14 protein-coding genes and 1 riboswitch are annotated in these 18,516 nt (G+C 60.8%); all 14 genes read right to left on the minus strand.

Features of this window, described 5'->3' with window-relative positions:
- Position 1: 1 nt before the first annotated feature.
- A complete protein-coding gene (locus tag HMPREF9166_RS07585) occupies positions 2–1,915 on the minus strand; it encodes a nickel-dependent hydrogenase large subunit (RefSeq protein WP_009753396.1) in 1,914 nt (637 codons plus the stop codon).
- On the minus strand, positions 1,912–3,000 hold the full coding sequence (locus HMPREF9166_RS07590; RefSeq protein WP_039981204.1) for a hydrogenase small subunit: 1,089 nt from the start codon (positions 2,998–3,000) through the stop codon (positions 1,912–1,914). Before HMPREF9166_RS07590 ends, HMPREF9166_RS07585 begins: the two co-directional genes overlap by 4 nt.
- Before the next feature lie 332 nt (positions 3,001–3,332).
- A riboswitch (molybdenum cofactor riboswitch) is annotated at positions 3,333–3,479 on the minus strand.
- Positions 3,480–3,868: 389 nt separating this feature from the next.
- Positions 3,869–4,858 (minus strand): hypothetical protein, encoded by a 990-nt coding sequence (locus HMPREF9166_RS07595; RefSeq protein WP_009753399.1) that lies wholly within the window; start codon positions 4,856–4,858, stop codon positions 3,869–3,871.
- 14 nt (positions 4,859–4,872) lie between these two features.
- The gene (locus tag HMPREF9166_RS07600) at positions 4,873–5,793 is read right to left on the minus strand and encodes a M23 family metallopeptidase (RefSeq protein ID WP_009753400.1); all 921 of its coding nucleotides are present in this window, start codon (positions 5,791–5,793) and stop codon (positions 4,873–4,875) included.
- A gap of 129 nt (positions 5,794–5,922) precedes the next feature.
- A complete protein-coding gene (locus tag HMPREF9166_RS07605; RefSeq protein WP_039981205.1) occupies positions 5,923–6,444 on the minus strand; it encodes a DUF4446 family protein in 522 nt (173 codons plus the stop codon).
- 84 nt (positions 6,445–6,528) lie between these two features.
- The gene (locus HMPREF9166_RS07610; protein ID WP_009753402.1) at positions 6,529–7,527 is read right to left on the minus strand and encodes a ParB/RepB/Spo0J family partition protein; all 999 of its coding nucleotides are present in this window, start codon (positions 7,525–7,527) and stop codon (positions 6,529–6,531) included.
- Complete coding sequence (locus HMPREF9166_RS07615; protein WP_009753403.1) at positions 7,514–8,278, minus strand: ParA family protein; 765 nt, start codon at positions 8,276–8,278, stop codon at positions 7,514–7,516. The genes HMPREF9166_RS07610 and HMPREF9166_RS07615 overlap by 14 nt, the downstream gene beginning before the upstream one ends.
- Before the next feature lie 36 nt (positions 8,279–8,314).
- On the minus strand, positions 8,315–9,277 hold the full coding sequence (gene pfkA, locus HMPREF9166_RS07620; RefSeq protein WP_039981207.1) for a 6-phosphofructokinase: 963 nt from the start codon (positions 9,275–9,277) through the stop codon (positions 8,315–8,317).
- A gap of 142 nt (positions 9,278–9,419) precedes the next feature.
- Positions 9,420–10,739 (minus strand): replicative DNA helicase, encoded by a 1,320-nt coding sequence (dnaB, locus tag HMPREF9166_RS07625; RefSeq protein WP_009753405.1) that lies wholly within the window; start codon positions 10,737–10,739, stop codon positions 9,420–9,422.
- Between the two features lie 42 nt (positions 10,740–10,781).
- On the minus strand, positions 10,782–12,938 hold the full coding sequence (locus HMPREF9166_RS07630) for a S16 family serine protease (protein WP_009753406.1): 2,157 nt from the start codon (positions 12,936–12,938) through the stop codon (positions 10,782–10,784).
- A gap of 108 nt (positions 12,939–13,046) precedes the next feature.
- A complete protein-coding gene (gene rplI, locus HMPREF9166_RS07635) occupies positions 13,047–13,490 on the minus strand; it encodes a 50S ribosomal protein L9 (protein WP_009753407.1) in 444 nt (147 codons plus the stop codon).
- Entirely contained in the window at positions 13,468–15,471 is a 2,004-nt protein-coding gene (locus tag HMPREF9166_RS07640) for a DHH family phosphoesterase (RefSeq protein ID WP_009753408.1), read from the minus strand. The genes rplI and HMPREF9166_RS07640 overlap by 23 nt, the downstream gene beginning before the upstream one ends.
- A gap of 80 nt (positions 15,472–15,551) precedes the next feature.
- Positions 15,552–16,508 (minus strand): DUF2232 domain-containing protein, encoded by a 957-nt coding sequence (locus HMPREF9166_RS07645; protein ID WP_139062653.1) that lies wholly within the window; start codon positions 16,506–16,508, stop codon positions 15,552–15,554.
- A gap of 186 nt (positions 16,509–16,694) precedes the next feature.
- Positions 16,695–18,476 (minus strand): DNA mismatch repair protein MutS, encoded by a 1,782-nt coding sequence (locus HMPREF9166_RS07650; protein ID WP_009753410.1) that lies wholly within the window; start codon positions 18,474–18,476, stop codon positions 16,695–16,697.
- Positions 18,477–18,516 lie beyond the last annotated feature (40 nt).

Genomic DNA, 18,516 nt, shown 5'->3' on the forward strand with positions numbered 1-18,516 from the left:
CTTATTTATCGACGCTGACGCCCGCGTATGGATCGGTCGTCACAACGCGGATCTTCTCCCCCTTCGCGTTGAAGAGGTGGGTCGAGCACGCCATGCACGGGTCGAACGAGCGGACCGCCTTGACGATCTCGAGCGGCTTGTCTGCGACCTTGACGGGCGTATCCATCATCGCGAGCTCGTATGCGCCGTGTCCCTCGGCATCGTCGCGCGGGCAGGCATTCCACGTCGTTGGGACGACCGCCTGATAGTTCGCGATCTTGCCGTCCTTGATGACCGCCCAGTGGCTGAGTGCGCCGCGCGGTGCCTCGTAGAGACCGACGCCCTTTGCCTCCTTCGGCCAGGTCGAGGGATCCCACTTGTCGTTGCTCACCACGCGCGTATCGCCGCTCTTGATGTTTGCGACGAGCTTGTCGAAGAAATACTTGCTGATCTCCGCCTGCAGCTGTGCATCAAGCGCACGCGCCGCCGTGCGTCCGACCGTGGAGGGCAGCCATGCCTCGACGGGGACGTTCAGGACCTTCGTCACGGCATCGATCTGATCGACGATCATCTGCTCTGCCCACGTCAGGTCACCGAGGAGGCCCTGCTTTGCCTTCGTGTAGAGGACGATGTAGCGTGCCAGGGGGCCGACCTCGCAGAGCTTGCCGCGCCATTTCGGCGTCTTGAGCCAGGAGTACTTGCCCTGCTCGTTGAGCGCCTTCCACTCGGTCTTCGTGCCTTCCTTCGGCTCCGTGTAGTGCGGGGTCGTCTCGCCCTCCCACGGATGGAGTGCCTTGTCGTCGCCACCCTTGTACTCGTACCAGCCGTGCTCGACGCTCTCTGCGACGCCGTCGGCATCCGTCAGATCCTTCTCCGTAAAGTCATAGACCTTCGCATTCATGACGCCCGAAGCGAAGTCCTCGACGACGCCGTTGCAGCGCACGAGGAGGTTCTTGAAGAAGTCGCCGTTCGATGCACCCGAGAACGGCTCCTCGGAGAACATGCCGAAGGCGAGCACGCGCTTTTTCGCGAGGCCTCCGCCCGAGGTGTAGCCCTTCTGGACGTAGAGATGTCCGATGGCGAGCACGTCGGGGAGATAGTAGTCGTTCATCATGTGGCGTGCCTGATTGATCGAGCGGTCAACGATCGCGAGGCGCGCTGCATTGATCGGCGCGTTGCCGTCCTCCATCGAGATGGAGCATGGCATGCCGCCAAGCACATAGTGCGGATGCGGGTTCTTTCCGCCGAAGACGACGTGCGGGACGACGAGATCCTTCTGCTTGTCGAGCATCTCGAGGTAGTGCGAGATCGCCATGAGATGCACCTCGGGCGGGAGGAGCTGATAGTCCGGATGATCCCACCACTGCGCGGAGAAGATGCCGAGCTGACCGCTGTCGACGATCTTCTGCACCTTTGCCTTGATCGCGGCGTAATAGGTGGGCGATGCGATCGGGAAGTCGTGCGGGTAGGCATCCGTGTCGAATGCCGCAGGCCCGCGGAACGGCAGGCGATAGGTCTGGAGCACCGTGTTCTGGAGCGCCGCCGTCGCCGCCGGATCCGCCTTCAGTGCCTCGAGCGGGCTGACCCAGTCGAGCGCGTGGAGGTGGTAGAAATGGATGATGTGATCCTGATGCCCGAGGCACGCCGCAATGATGTTGCGGATGTAGTGCGCGTTCTTTGGGATCGTGATGCCGAATGCGTCCTCGACGGCACGCAGACAGCCGAGCGCATGAGAGGATGTGCAGACGCCGCAGATGCGCTGAATGTATGCCCATGCATCGCGCGGATCGCGGTCGTTCATGACGAGCTCAAGGCCGCGCCATGCCGTCCCGGAGGAGATGGCATCCGTGACCTTGCCCGATGCCTCGTCCACCTGCAGCTCAACGCGCAGATGTCCCTCAATACGGGTGATTGGGTCGACAACGACGTGTTTCATTCATGCACCTGCTTTCCCTCTTTTTCGAGCTGCTTCTCATGGCATCTCTTCTGTACAAGGCTCGCGCCCGCGTGCGCCGCAACACCGACTGCCGTTGCGACGGCAAGGCCTGCGCCGACCATGTCGACATCGATGCCGTTGTACTCCGGCAGACGCTTCGAGAACGGCGCCTGATCCCAGAAGTTCGCGTTGCTGCAGCCAATACAGGGTGCGCCCGACTGGATGGGGTACGAGAGTCCCTGATACCAGCGCAGATTGCCGCAGGAGTTGTACGTCTCGGGGCCGCGGCAGCCGAGCTTGTAGAGGCACCAGCCCCCCTTTGCACCCGCGTCGTCAAAGCGCTCGGCAAACATGCCCGCATCGAAGAACGGACGGCGGTAGCAGGTGTCGTGAATGCGGTTGCCGTAGAACTGACGCGGACGTCCCTCGCCGTCAAGCGGCGGCAGTGTGCCGAAGAGCGCAACGTGCATGACGACGCCTGTCATAACCTCGGGAATCGGCGGGCAGCCGGGCACAGCAATATAGGGCTTCGCGCCGATGAGGGAACGGATCCCCCTGGACTCCGTCGGATTCGGCGCAGCCGCCTGGATGCCGCCCGCCGTCGCGCACGTGCCGTAGGCGATGACCGCCTTTGCTCCCTCCGCGGCGTGCTTCAGCGTATGCTCGAAGGAGTGACCGCCCGACATGCAGGTGTAGGCGTGCTCCCCGATGGGAACCGCGCCCTCGACGGCAAGGATGTACTCGCCATGATACTTCTTGATCGTCTCCTCGAGATGTGCCTCGAACGCCTCACCCTCGCCGGCGCAGAGGAGATGGCTGTATTCGAGCGCAATCTCGTTCAGCACGAGATCCGATGCGAGCGGTGCGCCCGAGCGGATGAACGACTCATCGCAGCCCGTGCACTCATGCCCGTGCAGCCAGATCACAACCGGCAGCGGCTTCGCCTCGGCGGCCTCGACGACCTTCGTGAGGTTGTCTGTGCTCAGCCCCATGAGCGACGTGAGGGTCACGCAGCCCTTGAGGAAATTCCGCCGGCTGAAGCCTTTTGCGAGATATGCCTCCCACAAGCTCTCCCTTTTGTTCACATTATGCCTCCTGTCCCTATGGAAGACTGCCGTCATGCCAAACACCCGCATCCATCCCGCCGCGATCGGCACACAGACACCTTTGCGAGCAGAACGACAGGGCGATTGACAACAGAAACTTGCGTCAATACTTCCCACACATCAGATATATAAAGCCAATCCCGCGAAAGCCAGGGCCCTTCCGTACAAAATAATAAAGGAGGAGCCGTCCGACGCACCCGAGGGCACGACAAACAGTCCCTCGTAGCAGACGAATCCAAGGGATATTTTGCACCAAAATATCCCCTCCTCGCCTTTGCGCGGCAATGTTGTCGTTTCCTTTTCAAGGGAGCGTGGTTTTCTGCAGGAAACCGCGTTCGGAAGGGAGGCTCCGGCATTTCTGCCGAAACCCTGTGCACGGCAGGGATCGCTCCCTGCGGCGCAGGCGCAGCATCATAGGCATCGCCCTTAGATGCTTTTGCTCGGAAACCGAGAGATACAATGTACCTCTATACCTATGTAATTAAGAACAGTTTAACAGAGTGAAAACAACCTGTCAATATACGAAAACTATTCTCAGGATATGCTGAAATTATATTGATTTGTTATAGTTATTGCTTATTTATTCGTAGTTGATAAATACTGTATCTGCAGTTAAGGAAGCACTGATAAATTCGGCACAGCCATCTTGACGCATCTTTTCCGCCTGCTTGTCGTTAGCAAATCCTCCACATGGCCCTTGCTATGCGTCCGGTTTGCTGCCTCAATCGGACAAAAATCTACGCCAATCTGAGAGACTGTTTTATCAGCGATTCCTTAATTCGATCAAAAAGGGGCGCATCCCTCTGGCATCGGTGATGATGCACATGGGGAGATGCGTCCCTCGCTGTTATTTCTTTCGGCGCAGTTCCTGCCGTACGGCGTCGCGCTCTTTCTCTGTCATGGTGTTTGCGCGGATCACGGCGCGGTGCCCCTCGCGGCTGCTCTCCGTGATGAGTGCGCTATTCCCGTCGTAGGCGAGGATCTCGTAGGTGCTGATGGCGTCCTTTTTCGGGCTGAGCACGCGCCGCTGCATGGTGTAGCCGAGGTGCTCGTAGTCCGCATTCTTCATCGCCTCGGCAAACTGTGCCCGACCGAGGTTGTTGTAGAGAATGAGCTGCCAGTAGGAGACGGAGCCGTCGGCGTTGCGCTTCATGTGACTGCGGTCAAAGAACCAGCCGCGCCGCTCGTCGCCCTCGATGAAGACCCAGTCGCCGTCCTTCAGCGTGACGGGCTCGATCGCCGTCTCTTTGCCGTACGCCTCGCGCTTTGCCGCTGCGGCTGCGGCATGCTTTTTCTCAGCTTTTTTATCCGCGGCATCTGCCTTCTTTGCAGGCTCTGCGGACACGGCAGAATGCCCTGCGCCGTCCGTCGCTGCGGCGGCTGGCTCCTTTTCCTTCACAGGTTCTTTGACAAGAACGGCTTCGGCCGTCCCTTCCCCATCAGCCGTTTCTTCTGCCGTCTTCGTCTTCGTCTTTGCCTCCGCATCTCTCGCCGAGGCGGCATTGGTCTGCGGTGTCTGCTCTGCTGGAGGGTTCTCTGTGCCGAGCTCATCCATCTCCGCATCGAAGGCATCTTCCTGCGTGCGCTGTTCCGATGCCGCACGGTCCTTTGCCGCGGGCTCCGCCGTGGTCTGCGCCCTGTCTGTCGTCTTTTCCGTATCCACTGTCTCCTGCGCATCCTTTGCGGCAGATGCGGTGCGCTGTTCTGACGCGGCAGCGTCTCCATGAGACTCCTCTGCCGCCATGACGGCATGGATCTCCGTCTCCTTCTCGGCGGCCGTCCCGCTGACGGGGAGGAGGAGGATTCCTGCGGCGAGCAGGCAGGTGATGGATTGCATAGTGTCTCCTTTGCTTACAAATACGAGCTCGGGTTGACGGGCTGTCCGCTGAGGCGCACCTCGTAGTGCAGATGCGGTCCTGTGGAGTGCCCCGTCGAGCCGACATAGGCGATGATCTGTCCACGCCGCACGCGCTGTCCCGGGGTCACCACGACCGCCGAGGCATGTCCGTAGCGTGTCGAGACGCCGCTCCCGTGATCGATGTCGACCATGTTGCCATAGCCGCCCGCGTTCCAGCCCGCGATGGTCACGACGCCGTCCGCCGTCGCAACGATGGGCGTGCCCATCTCGGCGGCGATGTCGATGCCCTGATGGAACTCTGCGCCATTCCAGCGCAGTCCATACCCTGAACTGATGAAGCCGTCCGTCGGCCAGCCTGTCGGGGTGGTAACGGGTGTATCGACCCCCAGAAAGGAGGATGCCCCCGGCACATCCTTCTGCATCATGGCGGCGAGCTGTCCGATGGAGGTGCGGCGCACTGCGGTGCGTTCCTCTAGCATCGTGAGTGCCTCGCCGACCTCATCCGTCGTGAGTGCGTGCGGTGCGCCGCCCGTCGGTGCCGGTGCGACATCTCCTTTCTGTACCGCGCTGTCCGCCTCCGCCGGCGGTGCGCCGACGAGTGCGCGCAGCCCGTCCTCCGTACGCTGAATGGCATCGACCTCCTGCCCAAGCGCGGAGGCCTTTTTCGCGATCTGGAGGATCTGCTCCTGCTGGATGCGGTTCGCCTCGCGCAGCTGTGCCGTCTCCTCCTCCTGGAGGTAGGCATACGTGAGGGTGTAGATGGAGAAAATCGAGCCGACAGCGACGAGTGCCGCCCCCGCGCCCACGCCCACGGCGAGCAGGCGCAGGGCGCGCAGCGAGAGGCGCACGGTGTGCGTCGTGTCCGTTTCCCGATCCACCAGCTGCAGTTTATAGCGTGATTGTTCTTCGCTCAATGCGTCCCCCTCTTCCCATCGAGATGTTCCTGTCCGATCCCTATTTCCCTATTTCCCTATTTCCCTATCCTATCCGAAGAATATGAAAACCTGCTGTGACACAGCAGGTTTTTGTCCGTTGATATCTTCTCAGTACTGGATGGGCAGCGGTTTTGCCATGGCTTCCTTCAGTACGTCCTTTTCCTCGTCGCTCAGCGGGTAGTCCGACGATCCGTTTTTGATCGGTTTGATGTAGCTGCGCGAGTCCTCGCGGGCAAAGATGCTGGAGAAGATCACGCCGTCGTTGTTCGCATCGAGCAGGGCGACGGCATAGCTGAGGTCGCCCCCCATGTCCTCAAAGGCGCGGAACCGCACGGAGGCGACGCGCACGAGCGACTGGCGGATGAACTGTCGGATTAGTTCGTTCTCCTCGAGGATGCGTGCGTTCGTTGCCGCGACCTCCTCCACCGTGCGCACGTGCTGGATCAGCATCCCCTCGAGATCGTCCTTGCTCGAGCCGCGCATCATCGCGCGGTAGCGGCTGCTCATCGTCGAGAGCCGTACCATGACGTAGATGACGAGGATGAGCAGGACGAAGATCAGGAGCAGCGCGGTGAGCAGGAGGGCTGCATCATGTGCTTCGATCGACTTCACTAGATTACTAAAAAACAAGTTCTCTCTTCCCTTCTTTCCTCCGTCCCCCATGGGGCGGAGGCGGATGTGCCCCAGAGGGCGGCAGACGGCACGCCGCACATCCTATACGGTGAATTTCTGCGTGGAGAATGCGCGCAGTGCCGCACGCTTGTCCTCTTTTGCCACGCCGTCTGCCGATACGGTCAGGAGCGACAGCAGTCGCTCCAGATCCTCGGCGGAGAAGTAGCTGATTTCGAGCCGCCCCTTCCCCTCCTCGCGTCCCGTCTGGATGCGTACCTTCGTGCCGAGGCTGCGCGTCAGGCGCTCCTCTGCCTCACGGACGAAGAGGTCTGGCTTTTTCTCTGGCTTTGGCGGCGCTAATTTTTTCAGTGCGTTCGGATCCTTCGCCAGGCGTTTGACGAGCGCCTCGACGCCGCGCGCCGAGAGCTCGTGCTCCTGGATGTACTCTGCCGCCTCACGCTGCAGCGCGGCGGTCTCGAGCGCGAGGAGCGGACGTGCCTGCCCCATGGTGAGAACGCCGTTCGCGATGAATGCCTGCACCTCTTTCGCGAGGCGCAGGAGGCGGACGCTGTTCGCGATTGCCGAGCGGCTGCGTGCGACGCGGCGCGCGAGCTGTTCCTGTGAGAGTTTGAACTCGGTGAGGAGCCGCTGATAGGCGTGTGCCTCCTCGATTGGGTTGAGATCCTCACGCTGGAGGTTCTCGATGAGTGCCATCTCTGCCATCTCCGCGTCGTTCGCCGTGCGGAAAAATGCAGGAACGGTCGTGAGCCCTGCCATCTTGGCGGCGCGCAGACGCCGCTCGCCCGCGATGAGCTCGTACTTGCCCGCGCCAATGTCGCGGACGGTGACGGGCTGGAGGATGCCGTGCTGTGCAATGGACTCGCGCAGCTCCTCGAGTGCCGCCTCGTCGAACTCGCGGCGCGGCTGAAAGCGGTTGGGCTGGATCACGTCAATGGAGAGCTCCGCCGGGACGCCCGCGGAGGCTGCAGCGGTTTCTGTCTTTTCCTCCGGCGGCGGGTCGGTCGGCAGGGTGAGCGCGTCTTTTCCGAGTCCGAGTGCGCCGAGCCCACGCCCGAGGCCGCCTGTTTTAGCCTTCTTCACGCCGTATGACCTCCCTTGCGAGTGCAATATACATCTCCGCCCCGCGCGATGTGATGTCGTACGAGGTGATCGGCTGCCCGAAGGAGGGTGCCTCCGAGAGTCGGACGTTGCGCGGAATCATCGTCTGATAGAGCGCGTCGCCAAAGACGTCGCGCACCTCGTCGACGACCTGCCCCGCGATGCGCGTCCGCGAGTCGTACATCGTCATCACGACGCCCTGGACACGCAGTTTCGGATTGGCGCGCTCCTTGACAAGGCTGATGGTTTTCATCAGCTGCGCCACGCCCTCGAGGGCAAAGAACTCACACTGGATGGGGATGAGGACGGCGTGTGCCGCCGTCAGTGCATTCAATGTCAGAAAGCCGAGGGAGGGCGGGCAGTCGATAAAGATGTAGTCGTAGTCGGTCAGCACCTCGGCGATCGCCTTGCGCAGGCGTGTCTCACGATGTTCCAGCGACGCCAGTTCCACCTCGGCGCCCGCAAGCTCCACATTGGCGGGAACGACGTCGACGAGGTAGTCCGACTCGATGATGACCTCGCGCATGTGCTTTCCGTCGATCAGGACGCGATAGGTCGTCGCGGGGAGGGTGCTCTTGTCGATGCCAAAGGCACTGGTCGCATTTCCCTGCGGGTCGATGTCGATGAGCAGAACGCGCCGTTTCGCACGCGCGACGGCGGCGGCGAGATTGACCGCCGTCGTCGTTTTGCCGACGCCGCCCTTTTGACTGGCAACCGCAATGATCTTTGCCACGGGATCATCCTTTCTACGGGTGCTGTGGTGGATGTTCTAGAAAAGTACCTTTGCGAGGTGCAGGTACTCGGGATCGAGTGTTTTCTTGTTGTTGACGGCGTCGTAGAGGTTGACGGAGACGACGTGTCCCTTGTGGTAGCCGAACACAATGCCCGAGAGCCCCGAGATGAGTGCGAGTGCCGCCTGTTCGCCGAGCTGGCTGGCGCGTACGCGGTCGATGACCGTCGGTGAGCCGCCGCGCTGGATATGGCCGAGCACCGAGACGCGCGTCTCGATGTCCGTATGCTTTGCGATGTAGTCGCAGACGTCCTGCCCCTTGGCCGCGCCCTCGGCGACGACGATGAGGATGTAGCGTTTGCCGTGCTCGTATGCGTTGGTGAGGTCGTTGACGATCTCCGCGAGGTCAAATTTCTCCTCGGGGACGAGGATGTACTCCGCACCGCCCGAGATGCCCGAGACGAGAGCGAGCCAGCCGGAGCCACGCCCCATGACCTCGAGCACGATGATGCGCCGATGCGCCGATGCTGTGTCGCGCAGCTTGTTGATCGCGTCGATGATCGTATTCGCCGCCGTGTCGCAGCCGATCGTATAGTCCATGCCCCAGACATCGTTGTCAATCGTGCCCGGCAGGCCGACGATGGGGAAGCCGAACTCCTCGGCGAGCAGCTGTGCGCCGCGCAGCGAACCGTCGCCGCCGATCACGCAGAGTCCCTCGATGCCGCGCTCGATGAGGTTCTCATGTCCGCGGCGGCGTCCCTCGGGCGTCGTCCACTCCTTGCAGCGCGCCGTCCCGAGGAAGGTGCCGCCGCGCTGGATGATGTCGCCCACATCCTTGGACTCAAGCTCCCACATATCCTCATCGAGGAGTCCCTGATAGCCATCGTTGATGCCCCACACACGGACGCCTTCATAGAGGGCTGTGCGCGCAACGGCACGCGCCGCCGCGTTCATTCCGGGGCTGTCTCCCCCGCTCGTCATGACTGCAATACTCTTCAACACAACGCATCCTCCCCCTGCCCATCATTTCCATGCGCTCCGTGCGCGGTCTTAGCTTTTTCTACCCTTTTATCATAGCACAAACGGCAAAAAAAATCCCCTCTTTTTTTGAGGGGAATGAGGAAAATGTTTCACGTGAAACAATCTACTCATGCGCGAGATCGCGGAAGCGCGTGTATTCCTTCTGAAAATACATGCGCACGGTATCCGTCGCTCCGTTGCGGTGCTTGGCAATGCTCAGTTCCGTGATGTTTGCATTCTCTGTATCCTGATTGTAATAATCCTCGCGATACAGGAACATGACAATGTCCGCATCCTGCTCGATCGAGCCAGACTCGCGCAAATCGGAGAGCATGGGGCGTTTGTCCGAGCGCCCCTCGGTCGCGCGGGAGAGCTGCGAGAGGACGATGATGGGGACGTTCAACTCACGGGCAAGCACCTTCAGTGAGCGCGTCATCTCTGCCACAGCGAGGGTGCGGTTCTCCGCGCGCCCCGGCGCCTGGATGAGCTGAAGGTAGTCGATGGCGATGAGATCGAGTCCATGTTCCGCCTTGAGGCGGCGGGCACGCGTGCGGATATCGAGCACTGTCGTACTGCTCGTATCATCGAAGTAGAGTTTTGTCTTCATGATGCGGTCAGCGACCTTGACGAGCCGCTCCCACTCCTCATCATCGAGCTCGCCGCGGGCAAGGCGCGTCGCGTCGATCTGCCCCTCAGCGCAGAAGATACGATGCATCAGCTGCTCGCGCGGCATCTCCAGAGAGAAGAAAGCGACGGTCCCACCCTGCAGGGCGACGTGCGTGGCGACATTCAGGACGAACGCCGTCTTACCCATGGCAGGGCGTGCCGCAACAATGATGAGATCTGAGGGCTGGAGACCGCGCGTCACACTGTCGAGTGTTGCGAGCCCCGTCGAGAGCCCCGTGATACCCCCCTTTGCCTTGGCGAGTTCACTTACGCGATCCACGGCGTCAAAGACGACCTCCTTCGCAGAGATAAACGCCCCCGTCGTCTGTCCTCCTGCGATCGCAAGGATCTTGCGCTCTGCATCGTCGAGCTGCTCGGCGATATCCTCGCTCGCCTCATACGCTGCCCCCGCAATCTCCGTGCTCGCGTCAATCAGTGCGCGCAGGACAGCCTTCTCCTTGACGATCTTTGCATAGTGTGCGAGGTTCGCCGTGCTCGGCACGGTGTTCGTCAGATTGGCGAGGAACGAGATTCCTCCCACCTGTTCGAGCAGTCCCGACTTTTTCAGCGACTCGGTCACGGTCACGATATCTACAGGCTCACCGTTGCGCAGAAGCAGCTCCATCGCCTCAAAGACGGCACGATGTGCCTGACGATAGAAGTCCTCTGCATGGAGCAGCTCCACAGCCTGCGACACCGCCGCAGGTTTCAGCATCATCGAGCCGAGCACCGAAAGTTCCGCCTCGATGCTCTGCGGCGGCACACGTCCTTCCGGCATATTATACTCCTTTTCGTATCATCATCCACATGAGGGAGGGATTCAACGCGACCCTCCGTCATGCTCTGCATTCTCTTTCCACTTCTCATCGGCGAACAGCACGCCAAAGGCCTCCTCAGCACTCTTGAGGCGGTAGATCTTCAGCCTCAGATGATCCTCGGGGATGTCCTTCTTGTTCTCCCATGGGATGATGAGAGTTGAGATCCCCGCCTGTCGTGCGCCGTATGCCTTTTCAAAGACGCCGCCCACCGGGCGGATCTCCCCCTGCAGAGAGATTTCCCCCGTGACTGCCACATTCTGCCGGACTGCCGCACCGGTCACAGCACTGACAATCGCCGTCAGGATGGCCGTGCCCGCACTCGGACCGTCGATATTGCCGCCGCCAATAATGTTGACGTGGAGGTCATAGTCATGTAGGTCACGTCCCGTCAGGCGACGCATGACTGACGCCGCATTGAACACAGAGTCCTTTGCCATGCTGCCTGCTGTCTCGTTGAAGCGCACAGTTCCTTTCCCCTTTTCTACCGCAGGGAAAGCGACGGCCTCAATCTCGATGATCGAGCCGAGGAAGCCCGCCACACCGAGGCCGAACACCCTACCCACGGCAGGTGTATTCGAGGCCTTCTTTTTCCCAAAGGGATAGAGGCGGCTCACCTGAACGACCTCATAGATGTCTTCCTTTGTCACAGGGATACACGGAGGATCTGTTTCACGTGAAACATTTTCCACTTTCTTCCCATCGTCTTGTGTGGAGGAAGGCTCCATGCCGAGGAGTTCTTTTTCTTCCGCGATGGATGTTTCACGTGAAACATCTACATTCGCATCTCCCTGCGTCTCATGTTGTTCCACAGAGGATGTTGGCTCGATTGTTTCACGTGAAACAATGCGCTCCACCTCTGCATCATCCATGCGGTTCAGTGCGAGGCTATAGGCATCGGCGAGGATGTTAATCGCCTTGCGCCCCTCAATCGTGTATGTGCTGATGAGCTCCGCTGTGCGGGGGGCGAGCGCGACGTGGAGGCGTTCTGCCGCATTCTCCACAATCGTGCGGATATGCGCCGGTGTCAGCGGCTCAAAGTAGATCTCCGCGCAGCGCGAGCGCAAGGCAGGGTTGATGTGATCCGGCTCGCGTGTCGTTGCCCCAATAAGTACGAAGTCTGCCGGCGCGCCCTCCTCAAAAAGTTTGCGGATGTACGGAGGGACACGCTTGTCATCGGGGTCGTAGTACGCCGATTCAAAGTAGGCGCGTTTGTCCTCGAGTACCTTGAGCAGCTTGTTCTGGAGCATCTCATCCATCTCACCGATCTCGTCGATAAAGAGGATACCACCGTGTGCATCGGTCACCAGCCCTGGTTTTGGCTCGGGAACGCCACTGTCGGCAAGGTTCTTCTGCGCGCCCTGGTAGATGGGGTCATGCACCGAGCCGAGCAGAGGATTCGTCATGTCGCGCGGGTCCCAACGCAGCGTTGTGCCGTCTGTCTCAACAAAGGGCGCAGTCTCTGCAAAAGGCGATACCGCACGTTTCTTCGCCGCCTCGAGAACAAGGCGTGCCGCTGTCGTCTTGCCGACGCCGGGCGGTCCGTAGAGCAGGAGATGCTGGGGGTAGGGTGAGGAGAGCTTTGCCATAAGGGAGCGCACGGCACGCTCCTGCCCGACGATCTCATCGAACGTCTTTGGGCGCAGGAGCTCCATCACCGACTGTGTGAGATGCACCTTTTCCAGCGCCTCAAGCGCCTCACGCTTTTTCTTGTCATGCGGAGACTCTGCGCCGGGGCTCTCCTCCGAGATTACCTGACGGCGGATGTCGTCCACATACTCCTCATGATCCTTTTCGAGCTTTTCATTCACCTTGCGCTCGATGCGATCCTCCAGATCGCGCCGTGCGAGGATGCCCGCGACCTGCTCCGTCATGCGCGAGAGGATCTCGGGCAGCTCTGTCTCCGCGGGCGGGGGAGAGAGCAGCGGATCCTCCTCAAGAATGCGCATGAGTGCGAGGACGCGCTCACGGCGATCCTCCGAGCGCATGAGTGCCATTGCATTCATCTTGCCCGCTTGGATGACTAGGCGCTCCGTTCCCATCGTATCGGCGAGCATGCGAAAGATCGTCGCGATCTCCTCGTCGATCTGCGCGTCCCGTGAGAGCTTCGGATGCTCCTTCCCCGCGTCCTTGCCGCCGAATAAATCCTTAAAAAAAGACATAGTCCTCCTTTTGAGAAGGGCTGATGAGACATGCTCATCAGCCCGCTGTATTGTATTCAATCAATATGAGTGCATCGTTCATCAATATTTGCGCAGAGCACGCAGCGATTACTCTTTGCGCACGTGAATCTTGATCGTGGTGGCAATGTTCGGATGCACCTTGACGACGGCCTCATAGATCCCCTCGCCCGTCACCTCTCCATTGATCGAGATCTTGCGGCGATCCACGTCGATGTTCTGCTTCTTCAGCGCCTCCGCGACATCCTTGCCCGTCACCGCACCAAAGAGCCGTCCGTTCTCGCCGATGCGTACGGGGATCTCCACCGTAACCTTTTCGAGCTGTGCGGCCATGAGCTTTGCCTCATCGACCTCCATTGCGTTCTTGCGCGCCTTTGCACCCGCCTGTGCCTTTGCCACGTTCACGTTCGACGTGTTTGCGGGCAGCGCGAGCTTCCTCGGCAGGAGGAAATTACGGCCGTAGCCGTCCGCCACCTCCACGATCTCGCCCTTTTTTCCGATATTCTTTACATCAGCCTGCAGTATGACTTTCACGTTGGTCACTCTCCTCTATATATGCCTTTGCTTTTTCTACCACCTGTGCGCGCACCTCATCCAGCGGGACGCCCTTGACCTGTGCGCCTGCGACATTGGCGTGTCCGCCGCCGCCGAACGCCTCCATGATGACCTGCACATTCATCTCTCCCGACGAGCGTGCACTGATGCCCACCACGTCGCTCGCGAGCGGGAACACATAGATGCTCATGCGCACGCCATCGACGCGGAGCATGCCGTCCGCCGCCTGTGCGGCGATGATCTGCCCGTTTGGCAGGAGATCGGGGAGGCTCCCCACGATCAGCCCGCCCGGGTAGTAGACAGCGTTTGCCTTCGCCCGTGCGAGCGATACCGTCGTCTCGTAGTCGCTCTGGAAGAGCGTGCGGACGAGTACGGGATCCGCGCCGGCGCGACGCAGGTATGCCGCCGCATCAAAGGTGCGCACGCCCGCACCGACGTTGAAATTCTTCGTATCCACCACGACACCCGAGTAGAGCGCCGTTGCATCGAGGCGCGTCGGGCGGACGTTGTCGCCGAAGTACATGAGCAGCTCCGTCACGAGCTCGCTCGCCGAGCTGGACGCCGTCTCGATGTAGACGAGCAGCGGGTTCTTGACGAAATGCTCGCTGCGGCGGTGATGGTCGATGACGACGACCTTCGGAATGCGTTCGAGCAGGGCAGGGTCGGCGAGGATATGCGGGATATGCGCGTCCACCACGACGAGCAGGGAGGACAGTGACGGCGTCTCCGTGATATCGCCGGGACGGAGGAAGAGTCCCTCGTAGGCCTCATCCTTGCGCACGAGATCCACGATGCGGTCAATGCCCTCATTCATCTCGCTGAGGACGATGTGTACCTTCTTCCCGAGAGAGCGTGCCATGCACGCGACGCCCATCGCCGCACCGAACGCATCGTAGTCCTCGTTGTGGTGTCCCATGACGTACACCTCGTCCGAGTTCTCCATAATATCGCGCAGTGCGTGCGCCACGACGCGTGCCTTGACGCGCGTGTGCTTCTCGACTGCCTTTGCCTTGCCGCCGAAGAACTGCGTCTTGCCACTGATGTCGAGCGCCACCTGATCGCCGCCACGCCCGAGGGCAAGGTCGAGCTTTGCCTCCGCTTCCTCACCGAGCTCGCGCAGGGTCTGCTCGGCGGCGAGGGAAAGGCCGATGGAGAGCGTCACAGGCATGCCCTTCGTGTTGATGATCTTGCGTACCTGATCGAGGATGTCGAACTTCTCCGCGATGGCGTGGTCGAGTGACCTGCGGTCCAGCAGCGCCACGTACTCACCGTCGGAGATACTGCGCAGGAAGCCACCGAGCCCGCCGACCCAGCCATCGATCTTTTCGCGGACGGCGAGGAGGAGCATGGACTTTTCCGTCTCGCTCTGTCCCTGCATGATCTCATCATAGTTGTCGATCTGGATGTAGAGGAGGGCGGTACGGCTCCCGTAGTAGCGCTTCTCGAGCGCCGCATACTCCGTCTCGTCCTCGACGTAGAGCGCAATCAGCGGCTCACTATGGTACGATTCCGCGACCATGCGGTGATAGACGCGATAGGAGTGTCCCGCGTGGGAGAAGCGGTGCTCTCCCTCCGTCCCCCAGATGGACTCAAGGTTAAAATGCGGCCAGAAATCCGCGACCGCCGTACCGGGCTCGGGCATCTCGCCGAGCGCATCACCGAGCTGGTGATTGCACCACTCCAGATGCCCCTCCTGATTGACGAGGAGGATCGCCTGCGGGAGACGATCCACGGCGTAGTTCATAACGTCGTTCACATTACGGATGACGCTCATACAGTAGCGTTCAAATCGCCGCTCCCTGTCACGACACCGTTCCCACGCAAACGCGGCCAGCATCGCCCATAGGAGGAGGGCCGCCGCACCGACAAACGTGCTGTAGCAGAACGTCACGAGCGCAAGCGCAAGCATGACGATCAGATGGATCGTCAGATCGACCCACGCGGATAAGTTCCGCGGCATAGTATCACCTTCTTTACGTTATTTTATCTATATCGAATATGTATTTTCATCGCATATACAGTATATATAAACCATTAGTATTATTGCCGTTCACGAATGCGTCGGCGATAGTCGTAGACCATATCGAAAAGCCCCGTCCACGAGATGATCTGTGTCATCACGCCGTTGACGAGAATGAACACGTAGATGAGCGCGCGCACAAAGGGCGAGACACGGAAGCGCAGGAGCAAGAAATGCAGGAGTGCAAGGCCCTGCACGAGCCCTGCGAGAAACGCAATCACATAGCCGTTGAGCCCCACCTGATAGAGCAGCACGATCTCGCGCGTCGAGCCCCAGTAGATACCGATCAGAGAGAAGGCAAAGAGATAGGGGAAAACGACGGGCAGATGCCACGCGGCAAACGGCGGAAGCGCCGTAACGGCGACACCCATGCGGCGCAGCACCTTGCGCATGACAGCATAGCAGACGCCCACCTCGATCAGCGCACTGCCCACGAAGAGCGCAGGCAGCATCAGGAGAAAGAGCTCCAGCACCTCGCTCGCCGCCGCGCGCGTCTCCTCGATCTGTACCTCGGTCATGCCGAGCGAGCGGTAGATCCCGAGCGTCTCATCCATCGCCTGCTGCATGACGGCAGGATCCATCGCAAACGGATTGATGCCGAAGAGCAGGAGGATGAGCAGGCCTGCCGCCGCCTTTCCGAGGAGCGAGGCGAGCGTGCCGCCCACGAGTGCACGCAGGGTGCCGCCCTGACGGCGCAGGAGCAGCCCGAGGGCAAGCCCCGTCGGCGCAAAGGAGAGGACAAACGTCGCCCCCGCCACGGGGGTGGCAAAGAGCATCGTGAGGAGGAGTGCCGCCACGGCCGCGAGCGCGCCGAACCGCCCCCCCGCGCGCACCGTCACGAGCGCGATAAACACGGGCCAGAGCATTCCCATCATCATGGTCAACATGGGCAGATAGATCGCCGCGAGCGCATAGACCACGGCGGCGGCAGTCATGACCCCTGCCGTGGCAGTGGGGCGTGCAGCATGCTCGTTCATTCTGTATCCTTTCAGCGGAGGGATCCCCCGCACTGCCATTTAGGAAGCACGGATAAATGCAGCGCCAATCCGAGGGCTGTTTTATCAGCGATTCCTTTATTCTCTTATCGCAGGAAAGTATTCCCCATTATAACAGATTTCCGCCGCGCTGTCACCGTGTCCGCAAAGCCAAGAGAAATCTTCGCCTCACTCCCCCATAATGCCCGCCATGCGCAGGAGATACTGCGCGTTCGTCGTGTGGCAGCGCCCCGCGCGCATTTTGAAGTCAAAGAGGATCTTATCCCCCTCGTAGTGCTCCTCAAAATGCGCATTCGTCACGGGGATGCCCTCGCGCCCGAGATCGCAGAGCTCAAAGTCGTGCGTCGTCACCACCGTAATCGCGTGCGGCAGTGTCAGGCGACGGATCGCCTCGCGCGCACCGACAATGCGGTCGGCAGAGTTCGTCCCGCGGAAAATCTCATCAATCAAGATCAGCATCGGCCTGCCGCGCTTGCTGTAGACCATCATCTTCTTGATGCGCAGTAGCTCCGCATAGAACGTCGAAATCCCGCCCGCGAGATCGTCGCTGATCTGAATCGACGTATAGACCGCCATCGGCGTGAGCGTAAAGGAGCGCGCACATACCGGCGCACCCGCATACGCGAGGACAGCATTCGCGCCGAGGCAGCGCATATAGGTCGTCTTGCCGGACATATTCGACCCCGTGATGACGAGCGTCCCCGCCGTGAGCTGCGCGTCGTTCGGCGTCGCCGTCTCCTCCGTCAGGAGCAGCAGCGTCGCGTCCTCCGCCATGAGCTGCGGCGCGCCCTCCTCCGCAAAGCGCGGAAACGCATGCACCTCACGCGTATGCCCGACGCGTGCGAGCGAGAGCAGCACCTCCGTCTCCGCCCACACCTTCAGCCAGTCGGCAGCCGCCGCACCGTAGCCCTTGCGCCAGTGGGAAAAATACGCCATGCAGTGAAAATCCCAGAGCAGAATCCCATTTGCCAGAATAAAGAAAAAGAAATTGCGCCGCATCGCCGCGCAGTCGGCGAGAATCGTCAGACGGCTCAGCCCGATGGTCGCGCGCACGGGCGCAAAGAGCGGCGACAGAATCGCGTGGAACGCAGCACTGCGCAGCGGGGCGCGCTCGAGCGCACGAAAGATCCGCCCATAGAGCCGCAGCGCACTCGCCATGTGGCCGAGCGGTGCGAGCTCGCGCTGCGTCCGCGAGAAAAACGCCATCGCCATCGTGAGATTGAACGTAAAGAGCGCAATCGGAATCGCCCAGCTGCCGCCAAAGAAAATCGCCCAAAACAGCGACCAGACGCAGGCATTGGCAAGAACGATGCCGATGCAGGAAATGAGCTTTAGCGACCCCTTGAGCGGCTGCGCGAGCTCCTTGGCAAGCACACGCGTATCATGCGCATCGGGCAGGAGTGCACCGCGCGCCTCCAGCTCCAGAGCGAGGAGCGGATGGGCGAGCAGCTCCGTCACCGCCGCCTGCCGCCGCCGCGTCCGCGTGAGATCCTGCGGCGTCGCCGAGAGCGCAGCGGCGAGACGGTCGCGTCCCATGCGCGTATGCGCCGCGCAGAGATACTGATAGAGCGACGCCGCGCCGAAAATATGCAAATCCCGATCGGGCGGACACTTCTCGCGCAGATAGGCGGCACCGTCCACCGGCGACTTCTTCCAGCTCCCATCAAAGCGCGCGAGATACTCCCCCACCACGCCGAGATACGCCTGCGTAAAGATGCGGCGCCGCTCAAGCCGCCGATGCCGCAGCACGAGCACCGTAAAGAGCAGGAGGAAAAACCCGCCGAGCATCAGCTCCTCCACCGAGCCGCGGTCATAGCCGTGAACAAGGGCGACAAGCATCAGCGGAAACACCGCCGTGCGCGCGAGAATGAACCGCGTCCGCCACGTATCCTGCGTATGCGCATGGGCGAGAGCATGCTCGCGTACATTTTCATAAAAGTCCTTCTTCATAAGGAACTCCTTAAGGGAATCCACAATTCTGGGCAACATT

The sequence above is a fragment of the Selenomonas sp. oral taxon 149 str. 67H29BP genome (assembly GCF_000146365.1).
Taxonomy (GTDB): Bacteria; Bacillota; Negativicutes; order Selenomonadales; family Selenomonadaceae; genus Centipeda; species Centipeda felix.

Excerpts from the sequence above, each read along its gene's own strand:
- HMPREF9166_RS07585 (WP_009753396.1), bottom strand. The coding sequence starts at position 1,915 with ATGAAACACGTCGTTGTCGACCCAATCACCCGTATTGAGGGACATCTG.
- HMPREF9166_RS07595 (WP_009753399.1), bottom strand. The coding sequence starts at position 4,858 with ATGCAATCCATCACCTGCCTGCTCGCCGCAGGAATCCTCCTCCTCCCC.
- dnaB (WP_009753405.1), bottom strand. The coding sequence starts at position 10,739 with ATGCCGGAAGGACGTGTGCCGCCGCAGAGCATCGAGGCGGAACTTTCG.
- HMPREF9166_RS07630 (WP_009753406.1), bottom strand. The coding sequence starts at position 12,938 with ATGTCTTTTTTTAAGGATTTATTCGGCGGCAAGGACGCGGGGAAGGAG.
- HMPREF9166_RS07640 (WP_009753408.1), bottom strand. The coding sequence starts at position 15,471 with ATGCCGCGGAACTTATCCGCGTGGGTCGATCTGACGATCCATCTGATC.
- HMPREF9166_RS07645 (WP_139062653.1), bottom strand. The coding sequence starts at position 16,508 with ATGAACGAGCATGCTGCACGCCCCACTGCCACGGCAGGGGTCATGACT.
- HMPREF9166_RS07650 (WP_009753410.1), bottom strand. The coding sequence starts at position 18,476 with ATGAAGAAGGACTTTTATGAAAATGTACGCGAGCATGCTCTCGCCCAT.